The following is a 12,081-nucleotide window of genomic DNA, read 5'->3' on the forward strand; positions in this document are numbered from 1 at the left end:
AACGATGATTGACGAAATCCTAAACAATCATACAACACCTGCTCTTTCCCCCGATGCAGGCACGGGCGAAACGGTGTACCACATCGCCCAGCGCTCAGAAATGGTGCAGGAAATTATCAGCCGCAAACCCGGCTTCCTGGAAAAATGGGCATTATACCTGTTCTTGCTCATCCTGCTTTTCCTGTTCTCCATTACCTGGTTTATAAAATATCCTGACATTATAGAAGCCCGCGCCGTATTAACGGCTACCAATGCGCCCAAGGAAATTATTGTCCGGCAAGATGGCCGGCTGGTATCCCTGTTAACGTTCAACAGGAAAAAAGTACTGAAAAACGAAGTGCTGGGGTTAATGGAAAGTAACGCCAATCACCAGGACATTCTGCAATTATCGTTGCAGATAGATAGCTGTATCACCTTACTTAACCGGGGGCAATTTGAGAAAGTGGTCCGGTGCTTCTCCAGGCAATATAGTAACCTGGGTGAAATACAGCAACCGTATGGCGATTTCATAACAGCCCTGCAAAAATTTGACGACTATATTGTAAATGGGTTCTATGCCAGGAAAACGGCCACCTTGCAGCTGGACGTAGCAACGATGGACCTGACCCGGCAAACACTCCAACAGCAGCTGGAATTAATGAAACAAGACGAACAACTGGCAGAAGAAAGCTATAATATGAACAAAGAATTATTTGAGGGCAAGGTGATTGCCAAAGAAGAATTCAGGGTGGAGAAAAGCAAATTTGTCAACAAGAAAATGGGCATTCCCCAGCTAAACATCACCATCCTTTCCAATGATGCGCAAAAAAGAGATAAAGTAAAGGAGATAGACCAGTTAAAACATGATTATCTGCAACAGAAAGTCATTTTCCAGCAAGCCTTGCAGTCATTAAAGAACGTTGTTGATGAATGGAAAAGGAAATATATCATTATAGCCCCCATTTCAGGAGAAGTAGTATTTACTACGCCATTACAGGAAAATCAATTTTTGCTCCAGGGGAAAACAATTGGTTATATCGATCCCGGAGGGAGTCAATACTTTGCCGAGCTGCTATTACCACAGGCCAACCTCGGAAAGGTAGACACCGGGCAGGCGGTACAGCTACGCTTTGAAGCTTACCCGTACCAGGAAGCAGGCTTTGTAAGAGCCACTGTTAACTATGTATCAAAAGTAGCTTCTGATAGCGGGTTTATGGCAACGGTGAGGCTGGACAATGGGTTGGTTACCAACAATCATTTAGCCGTGGTTTACAAAACCGGGCTACAGGCGCAAGCCATTGTAATTACCCGGAATACCCGCTTAATGGACCGTCTTATCAACAATGCTGTCAAATATACGTCTGTCGGTTCCAAGTAATTAACAACACTCAAAAAAAATTACAATGGCCATCATAAAACATTTCAAGAGAATACAATACATCGACTACGTGATCAGGCATAAAGCCACCGGAGACCTGGAATCGTTTGCCCGACGGAACAATATCAGCAAAACGACCCTCTCGGAAATCCTGATGGAAATGAAAGCCATGGGTTTCCCCATAAAATATGACCGTACCAAAAGGACCTACTTTTATGAGGAAGATGGGGAAATGATCAGTTGTTTATTTCTCAGGTACGGAGAAGTGTTGGAAAGAAATAAACTCAAAACAATGAACACCGTAGAGAACCTCTGCTTTTCGCCCGGGGCCGTTTTCGAGATCTGCAAGGAGTAACAATTTTTTCGTTTCGAATATACCGGAATGAAACCCTGTAGATTTGTCCGGCGCACATTTAAAACGCGCTGTTATCTATTCTTAAACCAAAAAAATTGAAACATGAAAAAATTGAAATTAACCGCGCTGGATCTGGGCGCTAAAGAACTGCTCAGCAGGGAACAATTGAAAAATGTGATGGGCGGCGACGGCAGCGGTAGTGGCAACGCCGGCAGCTGTACCTATACACAAACCTGTGCCTATGGTTCTGTTTCCTGTACAAGTACCTCCGGAGATTGCGAGCATGTATGGGATGAGACCCATACCTTTACTATCGGTGTAAAATGCGATGGTAAGTCTTACACTTGTTCCTGATAGCATGTGATAAGCCATCATTCCGTCTGCACAATGTATCTGCATCTTCCGTTCCTGATAAAATAAGTACCAGAAGATGCTTAGTATTTCATTTATCTCGTATTAAACCCAAAAATTGAAACATGAAAAAGTTGAAATTAACTGCGCTGGATCTGGGCGCTAAAGAACTGCTTACCAGGGAACAATTGAAAAATGTAATGGGCGGCGATGGCAGTGGCAGTGGTGGCGCCGGCAGTTGTACTTATACACAAACCTGTGCCCATGGATCTGTTTCCTGTACAAGTGCTTCAGGAGATTGCGATCATCTATGGGATGACACCCATACATTTACCATCGGTGTAACATGTGACGGCAAATCTTATACTTGCTCCTGAGCTCGTATGTAAGGCGCCCTTCCGCCTGAACATTGCATTAGCATCTTCTGTTTCTTATAAATCAGCAACAGAAGATGCTTACTATTCTAGTTATTTGACATTAAACCCAAAAACAGAAACATGAAAAAATTGAAATTAACAGCGCTTGGCTTGGGAGCTAAGGAACTCCTTACCAGGGAACAATTGAAAAATGTGATGGGTGGCGATGGAAGTGGCAGTGGCACTGGAAGTTGCGACTATACGGTCACCTGTGCAGTTGGAACTATTTCATGTTCAAGCACCGTAGGAGATTGCAGTTTTGTCTGGAATGACAACCATACCGCTTTCATTGGTGTAACATGTGATGGGCAGTCATACGTCTGCGCTTCCTAAAAATCATGTGGCAATGGATCGTCCTGCCTGAACATTCCATCAGGATCTCCTGTTTCTCATAAATGAGTGATAGGAGATTCTTACTATTTTAGCTAAAATGTTATTCATAATGCGCTATTTGAGATTGATAATATTTTTGGGTGCTATGCTTAGTGCCTTTTCTTCAACGGCACAACGAACATACCAGGGCATAACGCTACAACTGGATACATTAAAAAACCTCCGGGATGCTCCGATAAACATATTTGTACCAGAAGCTGACCAGGTATGGGGAACGGATAATTCAATACCGGACAGCATCCTGTGGAAATGGATGGTACAAAGAGAATACGCCCAGATGAAATCTTCCCACAAAAGAACAGGCAGTGCGCGATCTTCCGAAAGTAATACTGATACGAGTGGAATGAATTGCCCCAACCTTCCAGATGCGCTATATATTCTAACCAGATGTCAACATGATACATTAACAATATCCTTGCTGAGGCGCTGTAACCCCTCGCTCGATCTTGATAAAGAAATTTTCTTGTCTTACCCAATAGACTCTTTAAAAAACTGGACCCTGCAAAACGTCCCTGATGGTGCTCTATCAAGAATAACCATAAATTACCCTCACTGCATCAATAATAAGGCAGTAAAAATACCATTGGAATTCTATCTTATTCCGGTTAAGGATAAGAATGCTTCTTTTAGTGACAACCGGGTAAATCAAATGCCCCTGTTTATTTCTTTTGAAAAAACAAGAGTTACCGAATTTTCCAACGCCCATCTTTATTTTTCCAAACGTAAATACTCATCTCCCGATAACATTGGTTTAAATATTAAAATCTTCGAAAACGGCGCTTTCCACAAGAACAAAATAGTAAATAAGCTGCGCTATAAAGATCAGTATAAGATGAGGGATACATTCAGCATAGGGTCAAAACTATATCAAATCGACAGTATCAGCCATAACTGGCAATATGCATATTTGCACGTTTTAAAGGACAGTGTACAACAAATAAAATTATCTCCCAACTCTTTAAAAATACTTGCCCCTTATTTCAAAAATTCAGACAAAATGATTGTCGATTTTTGGGGCACCTGGTGCAACCCGTGTATAGAAAAGCTGCCCGCATTAAAGACATTACATCAACAAACGGGGGAAAAATACAATTTCTTAAGTGTATGTGTTGACAAACCTGAAAATACAGATAAAGCGAAAGCTATTTTTTCGAAGAATAAAATAGCATGGTCACAGGTGTTTGTCGATATGTCAAAGTATGCCAATAGCATCGTAGGTGAGCTCGAGGTTTCCTGTTTCCCTACCTATATGATTATCAATAAAAAGGGTGAAATTACATTCAGCGGTTGTGGCACCGATGGATTCAATACTTTACAGCAACTTACTTTGAAAAATTAATCATTCCAAAAGCCCCGGAAGGTAAGAATCTTCCGGGGCGGTATATTCCTGCTGGTCTTTTCTAAAATTTCAACACGGCGCTTGCTATCACATTTGCCGGCTTCTGTGCAATTCCATTCGTATCCCAGTATTGTTCATTTAAGAGATTGTTCCCTTTTAAGGCGAGCCTGTACTTAGGTTGATCGTAGAAAACGGTGGCGCCGAGTAAGGTGTAGCCGGGTAAACGGAAGGTATTGGTGACTTCAAACCAGGAATCGCCTACATAATTGCCTCCCGCCCCGAAGCCCAATCCCCTGGCTTTACCGCGGGATAGCGTATAGCTGACCCAGATATTGGCCACGTCCCTGGGGCTGGCAGTGATCAATTTTCCCTGGAGCGCAGCCGATGCCTTTGTATACCTGTTTTCATTATAAGCATAGCCGGCAACGATATTGAGACCGGTAACCGGGTTGGCAATGAGCTCTGCTTCAAATCCTTTACTACGCTGGGTACCATCCTGGAACATGAATGTTTTTCCCTCTACAATTTCCGTACGGGTGGCGTTGGTAACATCGATATTATAGTAGCTGACAGACCCGCTTAATTTATTATCAAACAGGTCGGCTTTTATACCTCCCTCCCACTGGTTGCCCTGTTGAGGCTTCAGGGTCAGGATCGTATTGTCGGGTTGTACCAGCGGTGCCAGGTTTACGAAACCATTCATATAGTTGGCAAATACCGACAGCCGGTCTTTCAGCACCTGGTATACCACGCCGAGTTTAGGAGAGAAGGAGGTCTGGGAATAATTGCCCGACGATTTGCCTGTTGCCACGGTATAAGTACCCCCGGTAGAAAAACGGTCTGCCCGCAGGCTGAGCATCACCATCAACGCAGGCGTTATATTTAATACATCGGAGGCGTATACGCTATAGCTGTTGGAGCTGGTATTGCTGGCAGCAAACCCTTTCTGGTACGACAATGCATCGATCTTTGTGGCATTGAAATCTTTCTGGGACTGGTAAATATTGAGAGTATCATAGTTGACAGTCACCCTGTTCAGCGAATTGTAGTTGTAGCTGTAGTCCAGTCCTACTACCAGGCGATTTCGCAGGGAACCAATGTGAAAATCACCTATGAAGTTCTGCTGCAGCTGTATATTCCCGAATGTTTCCGGCCGCTGGTTTCTTACGCTCCTGGCGAGTGTAGAGTCGTTAAGGAGCGTGAGGTTAGTCCAGTAGAAATGCTTATAGAAGCCTTCTGAATAAAGGTAGTTCGTCTGAGAAGTCCATTGGTCCGACAGCTTATATTCCATCCTGGCTTGTATGTTGTTGATACCATTGCTCACATCCACATCATTGTTGGTATATGACTTCCGGTATCCCAGGTTAAGGTCTTTAAAGCTGCGAGCTTTTACATTTTTGAAATCACTGATAGCGGTAGTAGCGGTGGTAAAAGCGCCCCTGGTGATATCTATATCTATCAAAAACTTCATTCGCTCGTTCACCTGGTAAGAGAGGCTGGGCGCTATGGTATAGTTTTTTGAGAAGCCCTGGTCCTTGAAAGAGCCTTCTGTTTGCCCGGCAGCGTTCAGCCTGAACAACAGCGTGCGCGTATCATTCAGCGGAACGTTTACATCGGCGGCGAACCGGGTAAGTCTGAAGCTGCCTGCGGTGATGCTCACATTACCTCCGAACGTTTCAAAGGGTTTCTTGGTAACATAATTATATACCCCTCCGAAAGTGATATTCCGGTTGCTGCCAAATAAAGTCCCTGATGGGCCCTTGATCACTTCCACCCGTTCCAGGATAGCCGGATTCAGGGGTACAATGGCACTTGTTATCATGCCGTTCCGCATCCCGGTTGTATTGGCAAATCCGCGAATGGTCATGCCCTGGGAGCCTCCCACCGCAAAATTCGGTACCGCCCCCGGGATGTTCCGGTAGATATCCGTACGTTCTGTGACCACCTGTTCCATCATCAGCGCCTTGCCTACGGCCTGGTATACTTGTGGATTTTCAAGGTCTTTTAGTGGCAGGCGTGATACCTGTTCGGTATTTTTGTCGGAGAATTTAGGGTGATTACTGGTCACTACAATCTCCTGTAGCTGGGTATTGGATATTTCCAGCCGCAGGGTAACCACGGTGGTCTTTCCTTTTTCCACGTTTACCGTTTGAGCCAGCGGCTGATAGCCTATCAGCGATATTTCCAGCTGGTAAGTTCCGGGGATTACCTGGTGCAGTGCAAAGCTGCCATCTTCACCGGTCAGCGTATAACGCGAAGAGCCTTTCAATACTACCGTTACGGCTACGGCAGGCTGGTTGTCGCTGGTGGTGACTTTTCCCTTGATAATTCCATGATCCGTTTCCGTATAACGAATACTCCCCGATGCGCATACCGGTAGCAGCCAAAGGAGGCAAAATAGCCATAGCTTCATATGTCAGTACAAAATTTCCGGCAAAGCTATCTTCTTGCAGACTGGGTTGTTTTCGTATTTGGGAAAAGTATTTACGAGAACGGGAAATTAAGGCCGGGACGCCTTCAACAGGAACGTTTCCACGGCTTTCATGTACGCTTCGGGCTCCTCGTACATAGGTGCGTGACCGGAATATGGCATTTCGATAAAATCGGCCCCGGGAATCAGCCTGGCACATTCCCGTCCCTCTTCCGGCGAATTGAGTCCATCATATTTCCCGCTAATCACCAATGTTTCCGCGGTCACTTTGTACAGCTCTTCTCTAAAATCAAAGCCCGCCAGTGCTTTGTTGGCAACCGCAAATTCCTCCGGAGATAGCTGCGTGTCAAATATCTCCATATGTGCTCTCATCGCTTCCGCATCATACGTGAAATACGGCAACAGGTAAGAAAAGATGTCATGTAAATTCAATCCCTGCAGCGCAGCAGCATGTTCGCCCATCAGCCGGTGCACGGAGGAAGTAAGGCCATTGGATTTAGGCACCGTCAGGATCAGCTTATCAATTCTTTTCCCGGCGGTAATACCCACACCCTGTGCAATATAAGAACCCATAGAAATCCCCAGTAAGGAGGTAACGGGCAATTCGAAATAGTCCATTATTCCGATAACATCCTTTACATGATCTCCAAGGGTATATTGTGCTGGTTTGTCCGACAGCCCGTGCCCGCGGCAGTCGAAGGCAATCGTTTTAAACTGTGATGAAAGCCGGTCGATCAGGGAGGACAGATGTCCATGCTCGCCACCCACGCCGTGGACGAGGATTACAGGGCTACCTGCTCCTTTGACAGCTATATTCAGTTTGATTCCGTTGATATTTATCAGTGCCATAACGTTGTATAAGGTAATTGTGAATATATTATTTGCTACGGTTATAAGCTTGTACTACCATTTCAATTTCATCCTCCGTATAGTCATGGCTGTTAATAAACTCAACTATTTTAGGCTTATCCGACAGGAAATCCGACAGTTCCTTTTTGAAATGCTTCGCCTTTTTAGGGACTTCCTGCACAGCATCTGAATGCTTCTTTTTCAGCACATAACGCGAAGTGGGTACTCGTTGTGGGCCCATACCTCCTACATTGGGGCCATTTTTCTCAAAATAAACCAAATACAAACAAAGGTCCCCGCTGATACGCAGTTCAGCAAAGCATTTGGACATTTTTAAGGGTACCAGCCCAGCAGACAGTGTTACATTGGAAAGCGTGTGAAAATCGGCTTTGTCGCCATCTTCATGAAAACCGATACAGTCCGCTGCATTGACGGTTATTGCCCTGGCACTAAGGGAGTCCTTAAACCGGAAGCTACCCGGCACCCGAAAAGTATACTTAATCAGACCGCTTTTCTTTGTGGAATCAGGCAAATAGTAATACCCGGTGCTGTAGTAGCTTTCCCCATAGGCTGCTTCATCCAGGTTTAAAATTTTCTGGGCTGATAAGGCGCCGCTATATAATTCCAGGAAAAAGGCAAGGGTACAGCAGGCTAAAAATCGAAAACGGCTCATAGTATGTAGTTGGTGGCGCAAATTACTACATATCGCATGGAAAATAAAAACTGTTATACAATAAATGAATTTATACACCTGTTAAAATGCAGCAAGTTACCCCCAAAATATCCGAAGCGTTATGATCTCAGTCATAAAGCCACCTGCCAGGCGCAGTCTACTTTTGGGTAAAATAAGTACCTAAATGAACAAGCAAATCATCACAACCCTAAGCATTGCAGCCGCGCTGTTGATAGCGGCTTGCGGAGGTGGCAACCATGAATCTGCATCCACCACCACTACTACCGCTTCATCAGAGCAACCTAAAAGTGCAGCGGCCGATCCTGGTTCTTATGATCCCAAACGTGGTGAAGGTAAATATGATGAAAGCAATGTAACCGTGGGGCCATTGGATGCAGCAATGGCAGCTAAAGGTAAGGCGGTGGCCGAAACCAAATGTTTCTCCTGTCACAAAACCAGCGAAGAAAAACTGGTGGGACCAGGCTGGAAAGGCGTTACCAGCAGGCACCCAGCCCACTGGATCATGAACTTTATCACCAACCCGGATCCAATGATCAATAAAGATCCGGAAGTACAGGCTCAACTGGAGATCTGCCTGGTGCGTATGCCCAATCAAAACCTGGCGGAGCAAGAGGCAAGAGATATCGTTGAGTTTATGCGCCAGAACGATGGCGCAAAATAAATAGAAAGTGAACCCTTCTATTTCAATTTTCATACTTAATTATATACCAATGTCTACCAGAAACTTGTCCATCTGTATGCTTGCTGCTGCAGCACTGTACATCACTTCATGTAAGCCCAAAGGAACCAGTAATGCAGTAAGTGGCGATGCGGCTTCCAAAACCTACGTAGCTCCCGGCAAATACGACGAATTTTACAACTTTGTTTCAGGCGGTTTCAGCGGACAGCTGGCCGTATATGGTTTACCGAGCGGCCGCTTACTGCGTGTTATCCCGGTATTTTCTGTAGATCCCGAGAAAGGATGGGGATATAGCGAAGAAACGAAGCCCATGCTGAATACCTCCCATGGCTTTGTTCCCTGGGACGACCTGCACCACGTAGAAATGTCGATGACCGATGGTGTAGCAGATGGCAAATGGGTATTTGTAAATGGTAACAATACGCCGCGACTGGCCCGGGTGGATTTAAAAACATTCCGCACTACCGAAATTATTGAATTGCCCAACAGCGCTGGTAACCACAGTTCACCTTTTGGTACCGAAAACTCAGAGTATATTGTAGCCGGCACCCGTTTTAGCGTACCAGAAGACGGCGAAGCCGGCGATGTGCCCATCAGCTCTTACAAAGAAAATTTCAAAGGTCATATCAGCTTCGTCAGCGTAGATAAGAATACCGGCAATATGGCCATTGCCTTCCAGTTAAAAACACCCGGCGTTAACTTCGACCTGGCCCGCGCCGGCAAAGGAAAATCAAATGGCTGGTTCTTCTTCAGCTGCTATAACTCGGAGCAGGCCAACACCCTGCTGGAAGTGAATGCCTCCCAGCGGGATAAAGACTTTATCATGGCCGTGAACTGGAAAAAAGCGGAAGAATATGTGAAGGCAGGTAAGGGCAAAAAACAATCTATAAAATATGCCCACAACAAGTACAATGAAGAAACGCATACCGCCACCTCCGAAATGGAAAATGAAGTAACGGTGTTGGACGTATCCGAATTCCCCGATATTGTTTACTTCATCCCCTGTCCTAAATCTCCCCACGGCTGCGACGTAGATCCAACCGGAGAATATATTGTAGGCAGTGGTAAACTCGCCGCCCTATTACCTGTTTTCAGCTACGACAAAATACAGAAAGCCATTGCCGGCAAAGCCTTTGAGCCTGAAAAATATGCCGGCTTACCTGTGATAAAGTATGAAGCAGCCCTGTACGGCGAAGTACAAAAACCGGGGTTAGGCCCTTTGCATACCGAGTTTGATGCCAACGGGAACGCCTACACTTCTTTCTTCGTTTCTTCTGAAGTCGTAAAATGGAATATTAAAGACTTAAAAGTATTAGACCGGCAACCTACCTACTATTCTGTGGGGCACCTGATGATCCCAGGCGGTAATACTAAAAAACCTTTTGGCAAATACCTGGTGGCGTACAACAAAATAACCAAAGACCGCTACCTGCCCACAGGCCCTGAACTGGCACAAAGTGCACAACTATATGATATCAGCGGCGACAAAATGCAGCTCATTCTCGATTTCCCTACAATCGGGGAACCGCACTATGCGCAGGCCGTTCCGGCATCCCTGATAAAGGATAAACAGCTCAAGATCTTTGATATCAACAACAACAAACACCCTTATGCCACTAAGGGAGAAGGGGAAGCAAAAGTGGTTCGCCAGGGCAACCAGGTACACGTGTATATCACCGCTATACGTTCACACTTTGCCCCGGATAATATTGAAGGCATACAAATGGGCGACGAAGTGTACTTCCATGTCACCAACCTGGAGCAAGATTGGGATGTGCCGCATGGATTTGGTGTAAAAGGCGCCGCCAATGCGGAATTACTCGTTATGCCCGGTGAAACTACTACGTTAAAGTGGACACCAGACAGAACAGGCATATTTCCTATCTACTGTACTGATTTCTGCTCTGCCCTGCACCAGGAAATGCAAGGCTACGTGAGAGTTTCGCCCAAAGGAAGTAATGTCCCATTAACTTATAGCCTGGGAGATAAACTTAAAAATAATCCTACAACTGCCAAATAACGCTTCAGGTCCACTATCCTAGGCAACCCAAAGGGCAACAGGGATTATCAACTTGTTGCCCTTTTTTTCAAATGACTTTTGTTTCAACGACGAATATGATGCACCAATTGAGCGCAAAAAATCTGACTTATGGAAAATAAACCTTCACTCATATCCAGGGCGCTACTTTTTGCAGCAGCAATATCACTGGCCGCGTCCCTGTTTGTTCCGATCTGGAGTATCTACCTGGATGCTCCCCAATACCCGGAAGGACTAAGTTTGCGGATATGGGCGCACAAAATTGCCGGTGATGTAGATATTATCAATGGATTGAATCACTACATCGGGATGAAAACACTGCATACAGCCGATTTCATGGAGTTCACCGTTTTACCATACATCATCTTGTTTTTTGCACTGCTGTTTGCTGCCACCGCTTTCTTCTTCCGAAAAAGAAGGCTGTATATCGTTTTTGCCGCCTTTGTGTTATTTGGCATTGTTGCTATGATCGATTTTTGGAAATGGGAATATGACTACGGCCATCATCTCGATCCCAATGCTGCTATCAAAGTGCCTGGCATGGCTTACCAACCCCCGTTGATCGGTTTTAAACAACTACTCAACTTCGGCGCTTATTCTATTCCCGCTGCCGGCGGATGGCTGTTTGTAGGGGCCGGGGTATTATTGCTCATTGCAGTGCTGACAGAAGCCGGCGTGTTAGCGAAGTTCCGCCTGAATGCCAAAAGTGCAACGGCTGTGGCGAGCCTGCTGGTATTGCTTACCTCCTGCGGGAATAACGGTCCCGAACCGGTGGCGCTTCACAAAGATGCCTGCGATTTCTGCAAAATGTCTATCTCCGACGGCCGCTTTATGGGAGAAGTGGTTACCCGCAAAGGACGGGTATACAAATTTGACGATATGCATTGCCTGTTAAACTACCTATCCGGCTTGGGAAAGGAACATATCGGGAATTACTATACCGGGAACTTTGAAAAGGAGCATGAATTGATAGATGCCACCACTGCATGGTACGTAGTACATGCATCGCTGAGAAGTCCAATGGGAGGCAATATCGCCGCATTTACCACAAAATCTGCCGCCGATGCGCAGGCTTCCAGGTACGGTACCAGTGCCGTGGACTGGAAAACATTAACTACCGCTGTTTCCCCAGACAGTCTTCATTATGGCCATGAACATTAAACGACATTATTCCCTCCT

Annotated in this window: 12 protein-coding genes; 9 read left to right on the plus strand and 3 right to left on the minus strand. The window is 45.5% G+C overall.

Annotated elements, in window-relative coordinates; all coding sequences use genetic code 11:
• The first annotated feature begins 4 nt into the window (after nt 1-4).
• The 6 genes from HGH91_RS06225 (at nt 5) to HGH91_RS06250 (ending at nt 4,211) form a co-directional block, all read left to right on the plus strand.
• Nucleotides 5-1,357 carry an HlyD family efflux transporter periplasmic adaptor subunit gene (locus HGH91_RS06225; protein ID WP_168737555.1) on the plus strand — a complete coding sequence of 451 codons (1,353 nt, stop codon included), beginning with the start codon at nt 5-7 and terminating at the stop codon, nt 1,355-1,357.
• A gap of 25 nt (nt 1,358-1,382) precedes the next feature.
• Nucleotides 1,383-1,712: a hypothetical protein gene (locus HGH91_RS06230; protein WP_168737556.1), complete on the plus strand. Its 330-nt coding sequence runs from the start codon at nt 1,383-1,385 to the stop codon at nt 1,710-1,712.
• A 102-nt stretch (nt 1,713-1,814) separates the two neighbouring features.
• On the plus strand, nt 1,815-2,066 hold the full coding sequence (locus HGH91_RS06235) for a hypothetical protein (protein ID WP_168737557.1): 252 nt from the start codon (nt 1,815-1,817) through the stop codon (nt 2,064-2,066).
• Between the two features lie 122 nt (nt 2,067-2,188).
• Nucleotides 2,189-2,440 carry a hypothetical protein gene (locus tag HGH91_RS06240; RefSeq protein ID WP_168737558.1) on the plus strand — a complete coding sequence of 84 codons (252 nt, stop codon included), beginning with the start codon at nt 2,189-2,191 and terminating at the stop codon, nt 2,438-2,440.
• 120 nt (nt 2,441-2,560) lie between these two features.
• Complete coding sequence (locus HGH91_RS06245; protein WP_168737559.1) at nt 2,561-2,812, plus strand: hypothetical protein; 252 nt, start codon at nt 2,561-2,563, stop codon at nt 2,810-2,812.
• A 109-nt stretch (nt 2,813-2,921) separates the two neighbouring features.
• On the plus strand, nt 2,922-4,211 hold the full coding sequence (locus HGH91_RS06250) for a TlpA family protein disulfide reductase (RefSeq protein WP_168737560.1): 1,290 nt from the start codon (nt 2,922-2,924) through the stop codon (nt 4,209-4,211).
• 61 nt (nt 4,212-4,272) lie between these two features.
• Here the strand turns inward: HGH91_RS06250 and HGH91_RS06255 are convergent, their stop codons facing one another.
• From HGH91_RS06255 to HGH91_RS06265, 3 genes are all read right to left on the minus strand, one after another.
• Nucleotides 4,273-6,624 (minus strand): TonB-dependent receptor, encoded by a 2,352-nt coding sequence (locus tag HGH91_RS06255; protein WP_168737561.1) that lies wholly within the window; start codon nt 6,622-6,624, stop codon nt 4,273-4,275.
• A gap of 87 nt (nt 6,625-6,711) precedes the next feature.
• Entirely contained in the window at nt 6,712-7,491 is a 780-nt protein-coding gene (locus HGH91_RS06260) for an alpha/beta fold hydrolase (RefSeq protein ID WP_168737562.1), read from the minus strand.
• A gap of 28 nt (nt 7,492-7,519) precedes the next feature.
• Nucleotides 7,520-8,164: a hypothetical protein gene (locus HGH91_RS06265; RefSeq protein ID WP_168737563.1), complete on the minus strand. Its 645-nt coding sequence runs from the start codon at nt 8,162-8,164 to the stop codon at nt 7,520-7,522.
• Nucleotides 8,165-8,348: 184 nt separating this feature from the next.
• Between HGH91_RS06265 and HGH91_RS06270 the strand changes: the two genes are divergently transcribed.
• The 3 genes from HGH91_RS06270 to HGH91_RS06280 all read left to right on the plus strand — a co-directional run bounded on the left by HGH91_RS06270 (nt 8,349) and on the right by HGH91_RS06280 (nt 12,063).
• Entirely contained in the window at nt 8,349-8,846 is a 498-nt protein-coding gene (locus HGH91_RS06270; RefSeq protein ID WP_168737564.1) for a c-type cytochrome, read from the plus strand.
• Between the two features lie 49 nt (nt 8,847-8,895).
• On the plus strand, nt 8,896-10,884 hold the full coding sequence (gene nosZ, locus HGH91_RS06275; RefSeq protein ID WP_168737565.1) for a Sec-dependent nitrous-oxide reductase: 1,989 nt from the start codon (nt 8,896-8,898) through the stop codon (nt 10,882-10,884).
• A gap of 129 nt (nt 10,885-11,013) precedes the next feature.
• Nucleotides 11,014-12,063 carry a nitrous oxide reductase accessory protein NosL gene (locus tag HGH91_RS06280; protein WP_168737566.1) on the plus strand — a complete coding sequence of 350 codons (1,050 nt, stop codon included), beginning with the start codon at nt 11,014-11,016 and terminating at the stop codon, nt 12,061-12,063.
• Nucleotides 12,064-12,081 lie beyond the last annotated feature (18 nt).

The organism is Chitinophaga eiseniae (genome assembly GCF_012641265.1).
GTDB classification, from domain to species: Bacteria; Bacteroidota; Bacteroidia; order Chitinophagales; family Chitinophagaceae; genus Chitinophaga; species Chitinophaga eiseniae_A.